Annotated in this window: 11 protein-coding genes and 2 riboswitches; of the genes, 5 read left to right on the top strand and 6 right to left on the bottom strand. The window is 67.0% G+C overall.

Going from position 1 to position 19,356, the window contains the following annotated elements; translation table 11 throughout:
* Positions 1-5: 5 nt before the first annotated feature.
* The 4 genes from ligA to IFU00_08300 all read right to left on the bottom strand — a co-directional run bounded on the left by ligA (position 6) and on the right by IFU00_08300 (position 10,009).
* A complete protein-coding gene (gene ligA, locus IFU00_08315) occupies positions 6-2,333 on the bottom strand; it encodes an NAD-dependent DNA ligase LigA (GenBank protein ID MBD8542281.1) in 2,328 nt (775 codons plus the stop codon).
* 40 nt (positions 2,334-2,373) lie between these two features.
* Entirely contained in the window at positions 2,374-3,792 is a 1,419-nt protein-coding gene (locus tag IFU00_08310; GenBank protein ID MBD8542280.1) for a cell division protein, read from the bottom strand.
* Between the two features lie 207 nt (positions 3,793-3,999).
* On the bottom strand, positions 4,000-7,512 hold the full coding sequence (gene smc, locus IFU00_08305; GenBank protein MBD8542279.1) for a chromosome segregation protein SMC: 3,513 nt from the start codon (positions 7,510-7,512) through the stop codon (positions 4,000-4,002).
* A 91-nt stretch (positions 7,513-7,603) separates the two neighbouring features.
* The gene (locus tag IFU00_08300; protein MBD8542278.1) at positions 7,604-10,009 is read right to left on the bottom strand and encodes a DUF1631 family protein; all 2,406 of its coding nucleotides are present in this window, start codon (positions 10,007-10,009) and stop codon (positions 7,604-7,606) included.
* A gap of 287 nt (positions 10,010-10,296) precedes the next feature.
* On the opposite strand from IFU00_08300, the gene IFU00_08295 reads away from it, so the two are divergent.
* Positions 10,297-10,596, top strand: a complete 300-nt coding sequence (locus IFU00_08295) for a hypothetical protein (protein MBD8542277.1) — start codon at positions 10,297-10,299, stop codon at positions 10,594-10,596.
* Positions 10,597-10,647: 51 nt separating this feature from the next.
* Here the strand turns inward: IFU00_08295 and IFU00_08290 are convergent, their stop codons facing one another.
* Entirely contained in the window at positions 10,648-11,208 is a 561-nt protein-coding gene (locus IFU00_08290) for an ATP-dependent Clp protease proteolytic subunit (protein ID MBD8542276.1), read from the bottom strand.
* A 407-nt stretch (positions 11,209-11,615) separates the two neighbouring features.
* Positions 11,616-11,700, top strand: a riboswitch (glycine riboswitch).
* Positions 11,701-11,717: 17 nt separating this feature from the next.
* Positions 11,718-11,814: riboswitch (glycine riboswitch) on the top strand.
* Positions 11,815-11,860: 46 nt separating this feature from the next.
* Here IFU00_08290 and gcvT point away from each other — a divergent pair.
* The 3 genes from gcvT to gcvP all read left to right on the top strand — a co-directional run bounded on the left by gcvT (position 11,861) and on the right by gcvP (position 16,396).
* Positions 11,861-12,979, top strand: coding sequence for a glycine cleavage system aminomethyltransferase GcvT (gene gcvT / locus IFU00_08285; protein MBD8542275.1), 1,119 nt, complete (start codon positions 11,861-11,863; stop codon positions 12,977-12,979).
* A 58-nt stretch (positions 12,980-13,037) separates the two neighbouring features.
* Positions 13,038-13,418, top strand: coding sequence for a glycine cleavage system protein GcvH (gene gcvH, locus IFU00_08280; protein MBD8542274.1), 381 nt, complete (start codon positions 13,038-13,040; stop codon positions 13,416-13,418).
* 95 nt (positions 13,419-13,513) lie between these two features.
* Entirely contained in the window at positions 13,514-16,396 is a 2,883-nt protein-coding gene (gene gcvP / locus IFU00_08275; protein ID MBD8542273.1) for an aminomethyl-transferring glycine dehydrogenase, read from the top strand.
* 25 nt (positions 16,397-16,421) lie between these two features.
* Here the strand turns inward: gcvP and IFU00_08270 are convergent, their stop codons facing one another.
* Positions 16,422-18,134 (bottom strand): methyl-accepting chemotaxis protein, encoded by a 1,713-nt coding sequence (locus IFU00_08270; protein ID MBD8542272.1) that lies wholly within the window; start codon positions 18,132-18,134, stop codon positions 16,422-16,424.
* A gap of 162 nt (positions 18,135-18,296) precedes the next feature.
* On the opposite strand from IFU00_08270, the gene IFU00_08265 reads away from it, so the two are divergent.
* A complete protein-coding gene (locus tag IFU00_08265) occupies positions 18,297-19,337 on the top strand; it encodes a hypothetical protein (protein ID MBD8542271.1) in 1,041 nt (346 codons plus the stop codon).
* Positions 19,338-19,356: the final 19 nt, after the last annotated feature.

Genomic DNA, 19,356 nt, shown 5'->3' with positions numbered 1-19,356 from the left:
TTCAGTCAGGTTGGGGATGATTGGCCGAGCAGCGCGAGCAGCGCCGCTTCGTCCAGGATCGCGACGCCCAGTTCTTCGGCCTTGGCCAACTTGCTGCCCGCCTCCGCACCGGCCACCACGTACGAGGTCTTCTTCGATACCGAGCCGGCGATCTTGCCGCCGGCCGCTTCGATCAGCGCGCCGGCCGCGTCGCGGCTCATGGTCGGCAGCGTCCCGGTCAACACGAACGTCTTGCCGGTCAACGGGCCTTCAGGCGTCGGCGCGGCTTCGGGCACCGCATCGAGCAGTTCGCGCCGCATGGCCGCCAGCGCCGTCACCAGATCGCGGTTGGCCGCGTCCGCCAGCCAGCCTTCGAGCGCGCTGGCCACCGTGGCCGGCAAGCCGAAGATCCCGAAGTCGGTACGTGTGGCGATGGCGTCCAGGGTCTGGCCCGCGGCGATGATCTGGCGCGCGCGCGGCTCGGTCAGTTTCGGGATGTCCAGCGCGGCCAGCAGCTTGATCTCGTCGAGCTTCTCGCGCAGCTGGGCCTTGGGCGGATGCTCGCCCTTGGGCGCCACGCCGGCCGCCAGCAAGGCATCCAGCGCAATCTGATTTTTTTGTTCAGCGAAGAAGTCGGCGATCGACTGCGCCACCGTGCCGCCGATATCGGGCAGCACGCGCAGCAGCGCGGCGGGGGCACGGCGCACCAGCGCCAGGCTACCGAGATACTCGGCCAGTGTCTTGGCGGTGGACTCGCCAACGTGGCGGATGCCCAGTGCGAACAGCAAGCGTTCGAGCGGCGGCGCCTTGCTGGCGGCAATCGCCGCCAGCAGATTGTCGGCCCATTTGGTCGGCACCTTGCCCTGCCGGACGGTTTCCGGGGTTGCAGCGTCGGCCTCGTCGGCCAGGCGCTTCATCTTGAGCAGGTCGTCCTGCGTCAGCTTGTACAGGTCGGCCACGCCGGTGACCAGGTCCGCTTCGACCAGACTGTCGATGTAGCGGTCGCCCAGCCCTTCGATGTCCATCATGCGGCGGCCGGCGAAGTGGCGGATCGCCTCTTTGCGCTGCGCGGCGCAGGTCAGGCCGCCGGAGCAGCGCGCGACGATTTCGCCTTCTTCGCGCACGACATGCGAGCCGCACACCGGGCAGGTTGCCGGCAAGGTGTAGACCGGAGGTTCCGGCGTCGGGCGGCGTTCGAGCACCACACCCAGCACCTCGGGAATCACGTCGCCGGCGCGGCGCACGATGACCGTGTCGCCCACCCGCACGTCCTTGCGCCGCACTTCGTCTTCATTGTGCAGCGTGGCGTTGGTGACGGTCACGCCACCGACCGATACGGGCAACAGGCGCGCGACCGGCGTGATGGCGCCGGTGCGGCCGACCTGGACCTCGATCGCCTGGACCGTGGTCAAGGCTTCTTCGGCCGGGAATTTATGCGCCAGCGCGAAACGGGGCGCGCGCGAAACAAAGCCCAGCGTACGCTGATCGTCCAGCCGGTCGACCTTATAGACGACGCCGTCGATCTCGTACGGGAGCGACGCGCGGCGCTCGCCGATGTCGCGGTAGAACCCGAGCAGGCCATCGCGGCCAGTGACCACCTGGCGTTCCTTGGCGACCGGCAGACCGAGCGCATCGAGCCAGTCGAGCATGGCCGAATGCGATACGGGCAGCGCATCCTGCGCAGCTTCAAGCTGGCCGACGCCATAGGCGAAAAAGCGCAGCCGGCGCGCACTGGTGATGCGCGCATCTAACTGGCGCAGGCTGCCGGCGGCGGCGTTGCGTGGATTGGCGAATTCCTTGTGGCCGGCGGCGCGCTGGCGTTCGTTCAGGCTCTCGAAGTCGCGCTTGAACATCAGCACTTCACCACGCACCTCGAGCACGGCCGGCACGGCCTCGCCATGCAGGCGCATCGGGATCACGCGCACGGTGCGGATATTGGCAGTGACGTCTTCGCCCGTGTAGCCGTCGCCGCGCGTGGCGGCCTGCACGAAGCGGCCGTTTTCATAGCGCAGGCTGATGGCCAGGCCGTCGAATTTGAGTTCGGCGTTGTAGGCGACCTCGCGCGTCTCGAGCCCTTCGCGCACGCGGCGGTCGAAGTTGTCGACATCCTCGTCGGCGAAGCCGTTATTCAGCGACAGCATCGGCACTGCATGCGTGACCTGGTCGAATTCGGCGATCGGCGCATCGCCCACGCGCTGGGTCGGTGAATCGGGCGCGATCGCTTCGGGGTGCAGCGTCTCGAGCGCGGCAAGCTCGTGGTACAGGCGATCGTACTCGGCGTCCGGAATCATCGGGGCGTCGAGCACGTGGTAGTTGTAGCTGGCGCGGTTCAGTTCCGCGACCAGCCAGGCCATCCGGGCCGGGGCATCGTGTTGCTCGGTCACGGCACGGTCCTCAGGAGAACAGGCGCAGTGCCCGGGTCGAGCCGGCGGCGATGTCGGCGGCGTCCATTTCGGCGTAGAACTCGACTACCTGGCCCTTGATGTCGTCGAGTGCTTCGGCTTCGAGCGGCTGGTTGCTATCGTCGACGATGGTCGCGTCCAGGCGCTGCGTGAGTGCGCGCGCGGTATCGACCATACGGCCGAAGGGATCGCGCGCCGGGGCCACGCATGGCACGTCCAGCAGCAGCGTCAGGCGCGACGTGGTGTCGGCGCCCAGCGTGACGTTGGTCGAGAGCGTAAACAGCACGCTGTTGCCCGGGCCGTCGCGGTCCGGCATTGCAAAGCGCCCGTCGGGCCGCACGTCGAAGCCCGCGTTCTCGAGCGCGCCGATCAGCGTGGACATCGCCCATGGCGCGCCGTTGGCGGCCAGGTTGACGCTCAGCTGCGCGTCGTGACCGGCGACGAAACGGTGCAGCGTGCGTGCTTCGCTCATCACTTCGATCATGTCGGGCACGTGCGGCTCGGCGCCGATGTCGTCACCCACTGCGCGCAGGCGCGTGACGAGTTCGGAGTATTCGAGCTCATTCAGCGCCGTGGTGCGCGTGGCCATCTGGACGCCCGCCTGCAGTTTGGTGTACACGCCGCCGTGCACGATCGGTTCCCACTCGCCGCTGACGGCAAAGCCGATGTAGTGGATTGGCTTGTTGCCCACGCGGCGCAGGCCGTGCAGCGTCGGCAGGATCTTGTCGCCGCGGACCGGCGCCTCCAGCGCCAGCGGGATCATGCAGTCGATCAGCGGATCGACCAGGCATTCGGCCAGTTCGGCGGGTGGCATGCCAGGACGGGTGCCCGGAAGCGATGCGGCCACGGCATCCTGCGCGGCGGTGGAACCGGCGGCGCGGTAGGACGGCGGCGCGACGGGTGCGGCTGGTGCGGCTGGTGCAGCCGGCACAACTGGCGCGGGTGGCATCGCCGGCGTGACTGGTGCAGGTGCCGGCTTTGTTACAGGCACAGGTGTTTCTTCGGCTGCTGGCGCGGCAACCGGCGCCGGCGTGTCGCCCAATACCGGCGCATCGAGCTGCGGCTCGGGCTTGGTGTCGGCGACCGTGAACGCATCTGCATCGAGCGTCGGCTCGTTCACACGCGTGTAGGTGAATTCGGTGTCCTTCACGGACGCGGCGGCGCCGGTGACAGGGGCCGCTGGCGGGTTGGCTGGCAGCGTCGCTGGCGGCACGCCGAGGTCGAACATCGGCTCGCTGCGTTCGGCGGCCGGCGCGCCTTCGCCGGTGCGCATCAACACGTCGTCGTGGTCCGATGCGAACGCGCGCTCGACGCTTTTCCTGGCCTTGTACTCCTGCCATTTGTTGTAAGTGACGACACCGACGACGAACACGCCGCCGGCTGCGATCAGGCTCATTTGGAGATCAGTCATGCTGCTTGTGCCTCAATAGCGAAAGTCGCGCCGGACGCACGGTCCTGGTCTTGCCGCGAACTGGGTGATTCAATCGAAATGCCACGTGTGCGGGCAGTCCCCACGCGAAGGCATGCAATGATACCAACTCCCCCGCGTGAATGTCATTTATTAGCATTCTGACACGGGCAGGGCCGCACGCGAAGGCCGCACGCGAAGTCCGCACGCTCACGCGGCGACGAGATCCGCCGCCGCTTCCATGTCCACCGCGACAATCCGCGAGACGCCCTGCTCCTGCATCGTCACGCCGATCAACTGGCTGGCCATCTCCATCGCGATCTTGTTATGCGAGATGAACAGGAACTGCGTGTGCTCCGACATGCGCTTGACCATGCGGCAAAACCGCTCGGTGTTGGCGTCGTCCAGCGGCGCATCGACTTCGTCGAGCAGGCAGAATGGCGCCGGGTTCAGGCGGAACATCGAAAACACGAGCGCCGTGGCGGTCAGGGCCTTCTCGCCGCCCGACAGCAGGTGGATCGTCGCATTCTTCTTGCCCGGCGGTTGCGCCATCACCTGCACGCCGGCGTCGAGGATCTCGTCGCCCGTCATCACCAGGCGCGCATTGCCGCCACCGAACAGGATCGGGAACAGCTCAGAGAAATGCCCGTTCACGCGGTCGAACGTGTCTTGCAGCAGGTCGCGCGTTTCGCGGTCGATGCGCCCGATTGCGTCTTCCAGCGTGGCGATGGCTTCACTCAGGTCGGCATTCTGCGAATCAAGGAAGTGCTTGCGCTCGCTGGCCTGCGCCAGTTCGTCCACCGCCGCCAGGTTGACGGCGCCCAGGCCGGCAATGGCATTGGTCAGGCGCGTGACTTCGCCCTGCAGGAATTGCGGCTTCAGATCCGGGGCGAGCTTGGCCAGCAACTCCGCCTCGTCGGCACCGGTGGCGGCCAGCGCTTCCGCGAACTGCTCCTGGTTCAGGCGCGCCGCCTGCTCCTTCAGTTGCAGCTCGGTAATGCGGTCGCGCTGCGGCTGCAGGCTGCGCTCGGTCTGCATACGCGACTCTTCGGCCGTACGCAGTTGCTGCGCGACCTGATCGAGTTCATGGCGGGCGCTTGATAATGCCGCCTCCTGCGTCGTGCGCTGGTCGAGCAGCACCTGCAGGCCTTCGTGGGCGCTCCCGCTTTCGAGCGCTGCCAGTTCCAGGCGCGCCTGCGCCAGACTGGCGCCAACCTGCTCGGCCTGCGTCGCGGCGGTGGCGATCGTGCGGCGCAGTTCGTCGATGCGGCTGCGCTGTGCGCGCTCGGCAAACTGCGCTTCCTGCGCGCCGCGTTCCAGGTCGCGCAGGTGTTCACGCGCGCGGGCCAGCGCCTGCTCCTGGTCCTGGAACGCGGCCTGGTCGACTTCGCTGGCGTCCTGCAGTTCGGCCAGTTGCATCTCGAGTTCTTCGAACGTTTGCTCAGCTTCCACCTGCGCCTGGCGCTGTTCGGCCTCCTGCGCCGCGATCTCGGTCAGGTCGGCCGCAATCTGGCCGCTCCTCTGGTTGAAGCGCGCTTCGATCTCGCTTTGCTTGAGCACCTCGATCTGCAGCGCGTGTACCTCGCGCTGCAGGGTCGCGACGCGGGCGCGCGCATCCTGCACGCGCCGCGCCAGATCGAGAACGGCGGCGTCGGCACGGGCGGCGCGCTCGCGCGCCTCATTCGCCAGCAGCGCCTGGGCGCGCACCTGCTTGTCGGTGTTGTCGATCTCGTGCTGGCGCGCCAGCATGCCATCCTGCTCGGCGTCGGGCGCATGGAAGCGCACGCTCGAACGCGTGATCACGTGCCCCTGGCGCGTGACGAAGCTGGCGCCATGCGGCAGGCGGGCGCGCGCATCGAACGCTTCCGATGCATCCTGCGCGATATACACGCCGTGCAGCCAGTCGTCGAGCACACCGCGCACGCCAGCGTCGTTGATGCGCAGGAGGCTCGCGAACGGCGTCAGGCCGGCCGGTGCCGCATCGCGCGCAGCACCCGGTTGCGGCGCATACAGCGCCAGGCGCGCCGGTGGCGGATCATTGAAAAAGGCCTTGGTGGCGTCGAGGTCAGACACGTCGAGCGCGCCGGCGCGTTCGCGCAGCACGGCTTCGAGCGCGGTTTCCCAGCCCGCCTCGACATCGAGCTGCTGCCACAGGCGCGGCAGGTCGGCCAGCGCGTGCTTCTGCAACCAGGGCTGGACCTTGCCTTTGGTTTGCACGCGGTCCTGCATCTGGCGCAGCGCGGCCAGGCGCGCTTCGAGCTGCGTGTTGGCGGCGCTCTCGCGCTGGACGTCGCCGTTGGCCTGGCGGCGCTCGGCTTCGACGGTGTCCTGGCGTGAGGTGGCGTCTTCCAGCACCTGCGTCTGTTCTTCGAGCGCCAGCTGCTTTTCTTCGAGCTGGAAGCGCAGGTTGTCGAGCGTGGCGCTGTCGGGCAGGTTCAGCGTATTGCGCTCTTGCTGCAGGCGCTCGCGCCGCACGACCAGGTTGGCCAGGATGCCGCCGGCATGGCGCCCGTGGGCGGCTGCCAGCTCGATGCGCTGCTGGACCGCCATAATGCGCGCGCGCGCCGCATTGGCCGCATCCTGGCCGGCGCGCCAGGCCGCCTCGAGTTCGGGCAGGCGCTCGCCATGCACTTCGACCGCGATCTGGGCGCCTTCGGCGCGCGCGGCCAGTTCCTCGAGCTGCATCTCGGCTTCTTCCTGGCCTTCGCGGTGTTCTTCAGCCTGGGTTGCCCAGCCATCACGCTGGGCGCTCAGCGTAGCGATCTGGTTTTGCAGGCGCGTGCGCGATTCGACGACGAACTTGATCTGCGCTTCGAGGCTGCCAATTTCCGCATTCACGCTGTAGAGCGCACCCTGCGCCGTGTGCAGGCGGTCGCCCGCCGCGAAGTGCGCCTGGCGCAGGTGTTCGAGGTCGAGCTCCACGCCGCGCAGTTGTGCGGTCTGCGCTTCGAGCCCGGTCTGCGCGTCTTCGATCTCGCGGAAGAACCGCACCTGCTCGGCGTTGGCGTCGTTCTTGCGCAGCAGCCAGAGGAGCTTCTGCTTTTCTTCCTGGTCGGACTGCATCTGCTGGAAGCGCCGCGCGACGGCCGCCTGGGCTTCGAGTTTTTCCAGATTGGCGTTCAGTTCGCGCAGGATGTCTTCGACCCGCAGCAGGTTTTCGCGCGTGTCGGACAGGCGGTTTTCGGTTTCGCGCCGGCGTTCCTTGTATTTGGAGACGCCGGCTGCCTCTTCGAGGAACACGCGCAGTTCTTCGGGGCGCGACTCGATGATCCGCGAAATCATGCCCTGGCCGATGATGGCGTAGGCGCGCGGGCCCAGGCCCGTGCCCAGGAAAATGTCCTGGATGTCGCGCCGGCGCACCGGCTGGCCGTTGATGTAATAAGTGGAGGTGCCGTCGCGCGTGAGCGTGCGCTTGACCGCGATCTCGGCGTACTGCCCCCACTGGCCAGCGGCCTTGCCGGCGTTGTTGTCAAACACGAGTTCGACCGACGAGCGCCCGGCGGGCTTGCGATGCGTGGAGCCGTTGAAGATCACGTCCTGCATCGACTCCCCGCGCAGCTCGGAGGCCTTGGATTCGCCCAGCACCCAGCGCACGGCGTCGATGATGTTCGACTTGCCGCAACCATTGGGGCCGACCACGCCGACCAGTTGGCCGGGCACCTGGAAATTGGTGGGATCGACGAACGATTTGAATCCCGACAATTTGATGGAAGAGAGGCGCACGTTGCGTGGGAGAAGAAGGTAGCGAAGAAGCGATCATCATACCATCGCCGGGATGGCGAAGGCCATGGCCGGGAGGCCGACAAACAAGCGCTTACTCGGCGGCGTGATGGCCGGCTGGCGGGCCTGCATCGTTGACCGCCTCGCTGCCAACGGCAGCGCCGAGGATACGGCCGACGACCCCTTCGGCCAGCACGACCCGGATCGCGCCGGCGCGCAGCAGATCGGCCAGGCGCCCGGCCGGCAGCGAGAACGCTTCCTGGCGCGCGGCGCCGGAGAAGATGTACAGCGTGCGCAGCGGACTGACCCAGGCCAGGCGCACCTTGCGGATGCGATCCCCTTCGGCCAGTTCGAGACGCATGCCGCGCTCCAGGCCGGCCAGGGTGTCCGCTTCCGGACCCTGACTGGCGTGTGCTTCATCCTCGGCCTGCGCCTGCTCCTGCGCCACCCGGCGCAGCGCATCCTGTTGCGCTGCTTCCACCGCCAGTTCGAGCTGGCGTTCGGGCGCCAGCTCGATCGGTGCCCGAACGATCGACGCGTGGCATTCGGCCAGCTCGGCGAAGAACTGGAGCCGCTCGGCGTCCTGCCAGCGCGTGGCGTCGAGCCATTTGTTCAGGCTTGCCAGCAGCGCAGGCAGGCGCGCGATCAGGGTCTTGCGCTGCTCTTGCGTCGCCTTGGGCTTGACGCTCCAGATCAGGTCTTCCATCGTGCGCGTGGCATTCTCGATTGCACCGGGTCGGCTGTCTTCGATCGTGTAGGCCAGCGCCAGCGCGGCGCTCCAGCGCTGTTCGAGAAAGCCCGCCACCGCTGGCACGAGCTGCTCGCCGGTCAGGCGCAAGGCCACGGCGCGCTGGGCCGAGCGCTCGGCGGCGAGCCGCTTTTCCTGGCGCGTGGCGTTGGCGATCGGGCCGGCAATAGCCGCCTGTTCGGCGGCTTCGCGTGCGGCCAGGCCGGCTTCGAGTTCGGCCACGGCGGCTTCGAATTCGGGCTGCTCGGCATCGCGGACCCGTTCGACGCTGCGGCGCATGGCGTGGTAGACGGGATCGTCCTGGTCGGCCGGCTGCTCCCAGCCCGTCTGCGAGAGCAGGTCGAGCAGGCGCCGGGCGGGATGGGCTTCCTCGTAGAAGAAGCTGCGGTCGCGCAGGGCCGCCTTGAGTACGGGCACCTGCAGGAATGCCAGCAGCTCGCGCGTCTCGGGCGCGACGCCGTCGTCCTGCAGCACGCCTTCGAACACGCGCGACAGCAGATCGAGCGTGGTGGCGTCGCCGCGCGAGAGTGCACCCGGCGGCAGGCTGGCGCGCAGGCGCGGGAGGTAGAAGGCGCCGTGCGGGACGCTGCTGTGAGTGCTGTGCCCCGTGCTGGTGGCCCCTGGGGCACCGGCGCTGCCGGCAAACTGGGGAAGGTCCGGCATGCCGGGGATGGCGGCGCCGGTGCCGAGGCGGCCGAGCAGGTCGATCAGCGGCAGCGCGCCAGGCACGGGTGATCCGCTGGCGGCGCCATAGGTGAATCCGTGGGCGGGCGTCGACATGGCGTGGCCTGATGCGCCTGGGTGGAAGGCAGCTTGGGCGCCGGCTTGCGCGCCGGCCTGGACGCCAGCCTCCGTGCTGACCGGCGTACTCGCTGCCGGTGCCGCATCCGTCCCCCGTTCCGGCGGCGCGACGGCAAAGCCCGACGCGGTGCTGGGCCGCCAGCCACCGCTGCCCTGCGGCAGATTCGGAATCTCCGGCACGGCCAGCGCCGGGTCGAACAGCTGGCGCAGCTGGTCCGACAACGACGCTTCGCGCCGTGCACGTTCGGCGCGGCGCGCGGCCCGGTCATCGGTCTTGGCAAAACGTGTGTCATCGCCCCTGCCCTTGCGCGCGGCCTTGAGCGCTTCGGTCAACGCTTCGTAGAGCGGGCCGAGGTCGATCATCAGGCCCGGGCGCAGCAGCGGCGCGAGCAGGACGTGCGCCTCCGGGTCGGGCTCGAACTCGCACCACGCCGCGTGCAGCGCGCCCAGGAACACGGCAGGCCGAAACGGGTTATGGGCGGCGCGCACGAGGTCGCGCCCGAGCAGCAATCCAAGGCGCACGCCGAGGGTCGCAAGCTGCTCCGAGTACTGCAGGTCGAACGGGCGGCTGACGGCGTCCAGCGCCATCTGCTGGTCGATCTGCTCGAGCGGCACGAGGCTCAGCGCCACGGGGGCGGCCTGCGCGGCCGTGGCGCCCGGCGCCAGCAGTGCGATCTCGGCTTCCAGCGCGGCTTCGAGCGCGCTGGTAGCGAGGTGGACGAAGGCGTAATCGTTATTTTTGAGGAGGTTGCCGGATTTGACCCGACGCATCACGGCGCGCGGATCAGGACCAGCTGCGGTAAGGTCGAGCAAAACCGACACGATGCGCCGGACCACGTCGCCCAGATCCGCCCCGGCCTGGCGGCAGGCGATGGCGACCAGCTCGGCAAGCGTTGCCTGCTGGGCGGCGGCATTGCGCGCGGCGTTGGTCTGGGCGGATGGGGTGGCCATGACGATTCGGCGAAGTAAGGCGAGCCTCTATTTTGCCACACTCTTGCCAGTCAGCAATGAGCAAACACAGCGGGCCAGAGGCAGAGCGGCACTGCGCAGGCGGGCGCCAGTACAGCGCTTGCCAACGTCGATAGTAGCTTCCCAGGCAGGCGCCTGTCTACAGAGGCTGAGGCCGCTGTCCAATGAGCCTGCGGCGCCGGGCTTTGCCGGGTAGCAGTTCGCGGAAACGAACAACGCCATATCGGCGGCAGGAGTACGATCTGTCGACACTATTGAAAGGAATCATCATGGTCGAGAAAAACAACGCTGATGCAGGCACAGGCAATCAGAGCAGCGCGCAGGCACCGCATATCGACGCCGAACGCCAGCATCGCGAGAACAATCCAGCCGGGCAGTCCGATGCCTTGTCGAACCAGCAACCGGATTTGGCGACCGATGCATCGGTGAACTCGGCGTGTCAGCCCACGCCGGTCCAGCAACCGGATACCCGTGTGAATGAATCGCATGAACCTGGCTCGCTCTCCGCTGCTGACGTCCAGGGCGGCATTCCCGGGCAGCACGCAAACGCAGGGCGCCAGAGCGACTAGAGCGACACCAGGCGCTGAGGCAGACTGCGCGCCAGCAGGGCCGGACGACAGTCAGATATTGCGCAGAATGGCGCCCTTGGGCGGCGCAAAGTCTTTCACTTCATGAATCATCCTGGCCAGCTTGGCATCGCGCGCCGTCATGTGCAGGTCGCCGTACTGATGCACGCTCCACTGCTCGGGCGTGAGCTCGATCTCCTTGCGCAGGATTGCCTCGGTGCGCGCATCGTCGGCGCGCAGGCCCTCGACGATGATATTGAGCGCGTCCGGTCGTGAACCGGGCGACGCCGTCGCATGCGACTTGTGAATCATGAACCGCGCCGTCTCGCTGGCGTAGCGGCGCGACCCGGCCAAATACACGACGACGGCAATCGACGCCACCGCCCCGGCGTTGTACATGACAAATTTAATGGGCGAATTGGCCATGAAGTTATACAGGCACAGCCCATCGCTGACATAACCACCGTTGGATTGCAGCAGTACGTGGGCAGTATCGATGCCATCTTCCGTCATATGAGCCACGGCCTCGAACATCCGGTGCACCATATCACTGTTGACATCGCCAGACAGCGTAAACCACCCATCTTTCTCCTGCGGCACTTTGGCTTGATTCATAGTCTGTTCCGCCTACAAAGTAAGTGAACCAAGTGTAGCAAATCCCCTCGCACGCCCTCCACAACCGACCACCAATAGTGCAAAGCAATGTTTAAGAGCACTTCCACGTCAAATCACAATGAGGGTCAGAGTAGATTTAATGGGCAATTCCCCAAAGTTGTCAAACAATTCGACTCTGACCCTCATTATTATTTGCTAATTTAGCGCTACCAAAATCCGGGTTTGATTCTGTTCGTCATCTAGTTTTCTGAGTGCATCGTTTTTATTGCCGCGACGGTCAAAAATAATGAGGGTCAGAGTCGATTTAATGGGCAATTGTCAAAAGTTGTCAAACAATTCGACTCTGACCCTAATTATGAGTTTGGGGGTATGCGGTTGACAGTCGGCAAAGGGTGGAATATCCTCCGCAGTCTTGATCGGGAGAGCGCAGCATGCTGCCGCCGAAGGGGCACTCACCCATAAACTCTCAGGCAAAAGGACCGGTCAAGGGACGGCGGCGCGACGCGCGGCGGTTCAACTCTGGAGAGCGGCCGCGGTAGCGGTCCACCGAAGGGGCAAGCGGCGCACAGCCGCTATCTCTCAGGTACCAAGGACAGAGGGGTCGACAGCGCACGACGACCGTGCTGTACCCCTATTTCTGCCTGAGGATTCCATGACGCTCAAAGCGACCCCGCTCAATTCCGCTCACCGCGCCGCCAACGCCAAGATGGTCGATTTCGGTGGCTGGGACATGCCCGTCAACTACGGTTCGCAAATCGAAGAGCACAACGCGGTGCGCAGCGACGCCGGCATGTTCGACGTGTCCCACATGTGCGTCGTCGACGTCAAGGGCGCCAACGTGCGCACATTCCTGCGTGGTCTGCTGGCCAACAACGTCGACAAGCTGCAAGTGCCGGGCAAGGCCCTGTACTCGTGCATGCTCAATCCTGAAGGCGGCGTCATCGACGACCTGATCGTCTATTTCCTGTCCGAAGAATGGTTCCGCATCGTCGTCAACGCCGGCACCGCCGAAAAAGACGTCGCCTGGATGAACCAGCAGAACACCGCCACCAACAGCGGCGTGACGATCACCGCGCGCCGCGACGGCAACGATCCGATCGCGCTGATCGCCGTGCAGGGCCCGAACGCCCGCGCCAAGGTGTGGCAGGTGCTGCCGACCACCCAGGCGCCATCGGAAAACCTCAAGCCGTTCAACGCCGTCATCGTTCCCGATACGGCGTTTGGCGAAGCGATGATTGCCCGCACCGGCTACACGGGTGAAGACGGTTTCGAGATCGGCGTGCCGGCCTCGCAAGCCGAAGCGCTGTGGAATGCCTTTGTCGCCGTCGGCATCAAGCCGGCCGGTCTCGGTGCGCGCGATACGCTGCGCCTGGAAGCCGGCATGAACCTGTACGGCCAGGACATGGACGACTCCGTGAACCCGCTCGACGCCGGCCTGGCCTGGACGATCGACCTGGTCTCCGAGCGTGACTTCATCGGCAAGGCGGCCCTGCAGGCCAAGGGCCAGGGCGCGCAATTCGTCGGCCTGATCCTGCGCGAAAAAGGCGGCATCCTGCGTGCGCACCAGAAAGTGGTCGCGGCCTCCGGCCTGGAAGGCGAGATCACCAGCGGCACCTTCAGCCCGAGCATGCAGCAGGCGATCGCCCTGGCACGCGTGCCGATGGACGTGGCCATCGGCGACACCGTCCACGTGATCATCCGCGACAAGCGCCTGGCCGCCAGCGTCGTCAAGCTGCCGTTCGTGCGCAACGGTAAAGTGCTGGCCGCCTGAGCGCTGCCCTGCATCCAGAACACCTATACTGCTATCCACCCAACTACCCGGAGTCCTCATGAACATCCCTACCGACCTGAAATACACCGAATCCCATGAGTGGGTTCGCCGCGAAGAAGACGGCACCCTGACCGTCGGCATCACCGAGTACGCGCAGGACGCGCTGGGCGACATCGTGTTCGTCGAACTGCCGCAGGTCGGCAAGGCCTTCACCGCCGGCAGCGACGCCGCCGTCGTGGAATCGGTGAAAGCCGCCAGCGACATCTACGCGCCAGTCGACGGCACCGTCACCGCCGTGAACCAGCCAGTGGCCGATGCGCCGGACTCGATCAACCAGGATGCCTACGGCAGCTGGCTGTTCAAGCTCGCGCCAAGCGACGCCGGCTCGTACGACAATCTGCTCGACGCTGACGCCTACGGCAAGACCACCGACCACTGATCCGCCGCCAGGTGCGCCGCCGGCCCCGCCGCGGCGCACTGCCCTGCACTACCCGCCATTCTCCTTCAACGTCGCCGCAGACTGTGTCCCCCAACATGACCCGACCAAGCCTCACCCAACTCGAAGCACGTGATTCATTCATCCCGCGCCACATCGGCCCGTCCGACGCCGACCAGGCAGCGATGCTGTCGGCCCTCGGCTACGAGACCCGCGCCGCGCTGATCGACGCCGTCGTGCCAGCCAATATCCGCCGCAAGGACAAGATCGACCTGGGCCAGTTCGCCGAGCCACGCACCGAAGAAGAAGCACTGGCCACCCTCAAGGGCCTGGCCTCGAAGAACAAGGTGCTCAAGTCGCTGATCGGCCAGGGTTACCACGGCACCTTCACGCCGAAGGTCATCCTGCGCAACATCTTCGAAAACCCGGCCTGGTACACCGCCTACACGCCCTACCAACCAGAGATTTCGCAGGGCCGCCTGGAAGCGATCCTGAACTTCCAGCAGGCCGTGACCGACCTGACCGGCATGGGCATCGCCAACTCGTCGATGCTGGACGAAGGCACCGCCGCCGCCGAAGCCATGACGCTGATCCAGCGCGTCGGCAAATCGGCATCGAAAGTGTTCTACGTCGCCGACGACGTGCTGCCGCAGACCCGCGAAATCATCGAAACGCGCGCGCTGCCGATCGGCGTTGAAGTGCGCACCATCGCTGCGGCCGACGTCGAGTCGCTCGACGAAACCTGCTTCGGCGTGCTGCTGCAATACCCGGGCGTGAATGGCGAAGTGCGCGACTACCGCGCCGCCGTCGAGAAACTGCACGCCGCCGGCAGCATGGTGATCGTGGCTGCCGACCTGCTGGCACTGACCCTGCTCACGCCGCCGGGCGAATGGGGCGCCGACGTCGTCGTGGGCAATAGCCAGCGCTTCGGTGTGCCGCTCGGTTTCGGCGGCCCGCACGCCGGCTATCTGGCCACCCGCGACGAATTCAAACGCAGCATGTCCGGCCGTCTGGTCGGCGTGACGATCGACGCGCAGGGCAACCAGGCCTACCGCCTGGCGCTGCAGACGCGCGAGCAGCACATCCGCCGCGAAAAAGCGACGTCGAACATCTGCACCGCGCAAGTGCTGCTGGCCGTGATGGCCGGCATGTACACGGTCTACCACGGCCCGCAGGGTCTCGAGCGCATTGCCCGCCGCGTGCACCGCCAGACCGCGATCCTGGCCGCCGGCCTGCAGCAACTGGGCTTCGAACTGGTCAACCAGACCTACTTCGACACGCTGACCGTGCGCGTCAAGGACGCCGGCGCGATCCACGCCGCAGCCACTGAGCACGGCATCAACCTGCGCCAGATCGACGCCACGCAAGTGGGTATCGCGCTGGACGAAACCGTTACCCGCGACGACCTGGCCACGCTGATGGCCATCTTCGGTGACGGCAAGTCGGTCGACCTCGACGCACTGGACGCCGACGCCAGCGATGCACTGCCGACGGCCCTGGCCCGCACCAGCGCCTATCTCACCCACCCGACCTTCAACCGCTACCACGCCGAGCACGAAATGCTGCGCTACCTGCGCGCACTGGCCGACAAGGACCTGGCGCTGGACCGCACGATGATCCCGCTCGGTTCGTGCACGATGAAGCTGAATGCGACGTCCGAGATGGTGCCGGTCACCTGGCCCGAGTTCTCGAACATCCACCCGCTGGCGCCGAACGACCAGACCGTCGGCTACCGCGAAATGATCACGCAGCTCGAGGCGATGCTGTGCGCCGCCACCGGTTACGCCGCGATCTCGCTGCAGCCGAACGCGGGCTCGCAGGGCGAGTACGCGGGCCTGCTGGTGATCCAGAAGTACCACCAGGCGCGCGGCGAAGGCCACCGCAGCATCTGCCTGATCCCGTCGTCGGCCCACGGCACGAATCCGGCGTCGGCCAGCATGGTCGGCATGAAGGTCGTCGTCACTGCCTGCGATGAAAACGGCAACGTCGACCTGGTCGATCTGAAAGCCAAGGCCGAGCAGCACAGCGCAAATCTGGCCTGCGTGATGGTCACCTACCCGTCGACCCACGGCGTGTTTGAAGAAGGCATCAAGGAACTGTGCGAGATCGTGCACCAGCACGGCGGCCAGGTGTATGTCGACGGCGCCAACATGAACGCACTGGTGGGCCTGGCCTCGCCGGGCGCATTCGGCGGCGACGTCAGCCACCTGAACCTGCACAAGACCTTCTGCATCCCGCACGGCGGTGGCGGCCCGGGCGTCGGCCCGATCGGCGTCGGCGCGCACCTGGCGAAGTTCCTGCCAAACCAGCTCTCCACCGGTTACGTGCGTGACGAACAGGGTATCGGCGCGGTCAGCGCTGCGGCCTTCGGCTCGGCCTCGATCCTGCCGATTTCGTGGATGTACATCGCGATGATGGGCGCGGATGGCCTGACGGCAGCGACCGAAGTGGCGATCCTGAACGCCAACTACATCGCACGTCGCCTGGCGCCGCACTACCCGGTACTGTACGCGGGCCACGACGGCCTGGTGGCGCACGAGTGCATCATCGACCTGCGTCCGCTGCAGGACAAGACCGGGATCTCGAACGAAGACGTGGCCAAGCGCCTGATGGACTTCGGTTTCCATGCGCCGACCATGAGCTTCCCGGTCCCGGGCACCCTGATGATCGAGCCGACCGAATCGGAATCGAAGGCCGAGATCGACCGCTTCATCGAGGCGATGATCACGATCCACGCCGAAATCGTCAAGGTCGAACGCGGCGAGTACGACCGCATGGACAATCCGCTCAAGGGTGCGCCGCACACGGCCGAAGTGGTCACGAGCGACGACTGGGCCCACGGCTACACGCGTGAAGTGGCGGCGTTCCCGGTCGCGAGCCTGCGCAAGAAGAAGTACTGGCCACCGGTCGGCCGTGCCGACAACGTGTACGGTGACCGCAACCTGTTCTGCGGCTGCGCGCCGATCAGCGATTACGAATAATCGCTGACCTGCCCTGGCAGCGGCATCATTTGCGGCTCGATGCGAGCCGCAAATGCGATGCCGAGTGACGGCGGCGTTCCCGGTTTGATCCACGCCGTTCGCGCGTGGGTTCGCCGGGGACGCCGCTGTTTTCGTTGGGGCCTGGCGGTGCCGGCAAGGGCGCCGCTGGCGCCCCGTGGCTGCCCTCTCCCTCTTCGAGCCGGAACCCGGCCACGGTGCGCGCCAGCGCAATCGCCTGCATCTGCAGCATGCAGGCGGCGCTGGCGGCTTCCTCGACCAGCGTGCAGTTCTGGCGCGTGACCTGGTCCATCTGCACGATCGCCTGACTGACGCCCTGCAGCTGCTTCGTCTGGCCATCGCCGGTCGAGCCAATCCGCCCGACGAGATGTTCGACATCGCGCACCGAACTGGCGATGCGCTGCATATTGCTGCCGGCGTGCAGCGCCCACGCCGTGCCGCCGTCGATCTGCGCCACCGACTGCGCAATGACGGCGCGGATTTCCTGGCTGGCCGCGGCCACCCGCCTTGCCAGCGAGCGCACCTCGGTGGCCACCGCCGCCAGATCCGTGGCGTTCATTGGCGCACGCGAGGCGTCCAGCGCCGCATTCAACACCCGCGTACCCGACTCGCCAGCCGCCACCTCCAGCGCATCGACGATCGCCATCACCTGCTGCGCGCTGCGCCGGCTCGCGTCGAGCGTGTTGACGAGCCGCTCGACCACACCGCCCCCGTCCTGCGCCACGTCACCGGCGCCAGCGGCGAGGCGGTTGGCGGCCCGGGCATCGTCGACGTTGTCGCGCACGTTTGCCGCCAGCGCCTGCAGCGTATCCTCGGTTTCCGCCAGCGCCTCGGCGCGGTATACGGCGCGGCTGCCCAGGCTCAGGCTCCCGAGCTTGATGTCGCGCGACGCTGCACCGATCGTGCGCGCCGCCTCGACCACCGTGCACAACATGCCATTCAGATTGCGGATGCTCGCATCGAGCAGGCGCGACGTGTCGGCGATTTCGTCGCTGCCGTAGTCACGCTCCTGTACCGTGAAGTTGCCGCTGGCCAGGCTGCTGGCGGCCATGCCGATGCCACGGATCTCACCGAGCAGGATCCGGCGCACGGCGAACGTGATGGCCAGCGACAGCCCGATCGCCAGCACCAGTACGGCCGGCATCAGCAGCGAGACCATGCGAAAGTCGGCCTTGGCACCTGCGGCAGCCTGGCGCGCCAGCGTGTCTTCCAGTGCGCTGAGGCCAGCCAGGCGCTGGTCGACCAGCGCGTAGGCGGCTTCGGCCTTCTGCATCGCGTTGGCGCTGATCGAGCCGTCCAGTGGCGCGAGTTCGATGACGTCGCGCACCGCGCGCGCATAGCGCCGCTGCGCCTGCGCGGCCTGCTCGACGTGGCGCAACTCGGCGCCAGTCAGCGGGCCGGCCGACAGCGTCGTGAGGCCAACCGCGATGCGTCCGTGCTGCGCCAGGATGTCGCGCCGCAGCGGCTCGGTGCGGGCCGGCGGAAAGCTGCCGCCCATCCAGCTCAGGTAACGGTAGATGTCGGCATGCGCCTTGTGCGATTGCGTGCCCAGGCTGGCGGCAGCGTGCAGGCTGGCAGCGCGCTGGCCGACGATCGATTCGAGCGATGCGTTCTGGCGCGCCAGCGCGACATAGGCTGCGCAGGACAGCACCAGCAGCAGCACGAGCACGGCGCCTGGGGCCAGCAGGAGCTTGGGGCCGATGCGAAGACGGGCCAGCATGTCAGGCCGCCGTCATGGCAGGTGGAACGAACGGGCGGCGCGGCGGTATCGTCATGATGGTATCCCCTTTAGAATGCAATATTTCTTGAGTGCACTCTTGAATGTACGCCGCAGAACAAGCCAGCCTTTGTGATGGCGCAAAGCGCGCGCTACACTAGCGGCATGATCTTTCTTGCTCCACTGCACCGAAACCGGCGCCTGCTCCTGGTCTGCGTGCTGTCGCTTCTGCTCCATGCACTGGTGATCGCCTGGATCGACGCGCGCCTGACGCAGCGCCCCGCCATCATCGGCATGCCGGAGTTCACGGTGCGGCTGGCCTCGTCCGAGCGGGGCATCGTGGATGCACCATCCAGGGCGGTCGACGCACCTGCCGCACCTGCACCTCCGGAACCTCCTGCACCAGCACCGCCCTTGGCGCCCGCTCCCATCGCCATGGCCGATGGGGGCCCTGTTGCGATGCCGTCCGCCGCGCCGCCCTCCGCCGCTGGCGAGAGCGCGCTCCCCACCGCCAGCGGCGGCAGTGCTGCCCCGATCCAGATGCCGGGCACCTACCGCGTCAAGCCACCGCCGTCCGGCCGCATCGACTACACCGTCGTCACCCGCAGCAGCCTGGACGCGCCGTCGCGGGATGCCGGCTCGGCCCGCATGGTCTGGCGCAGCGATGGCACGCGCTATGGGGTCGAACTCGATGGTGTGCTGGGCACGATCTCCAGCGAAGGCCAGGTCGACGATGCCGGCATCGCGCCGCAACGGGCTTTGACCGGGATGGGCACTGGCGCCTTGACCACCGTGTTCGATCGCGGCAGCGGCACCATCGGCGCCGGGCCGCAGGGGCAACCCTTCCCGCTCGTGCCAGGAAGCCAGGACACGGCGTCGGTCTTGCTGCAACTGGCCGGCATGGGCGTGGGCGACGCCGGCCAGATCAAGGACATGCTGGAATTCTGGGTCGGCGGCGCGGGCGGCGCCGGCATCGAGCGTTACCAGGTGATGGGGCCGGACCGGATCGACACGGCCGCCGGGCCGCTCGAGACCGTGCGGCTGGTGCGCCTGGGCGAGCCGGGCGCGCCCGTGCTGGAACTGTGGCTGGCGCCGCAGCACGCCTGGCTGCCAGTGCAGCTGCGCGTGACCGACGCGCTGGGCGCCTCGCGCACGCAAACGCTGGCATCGATTGCGATCGACACCAGCCCGACACCACAGGAGTAAAAAGCCCGCGTCAGGAAGA

Source organism: Oxalobacteraceae sp. CFBP 8761, from assembly GCA_014841595.1.
Taxonomy (GTDB): Bacteria; Pseudomonadota; Gammaproteobacteria; order Burkholderiales; family Burkholderiaceae_D; genus Telluria.
This window is presented reverse-complemented; position numbering and strand designations above follow the sequence as displayed.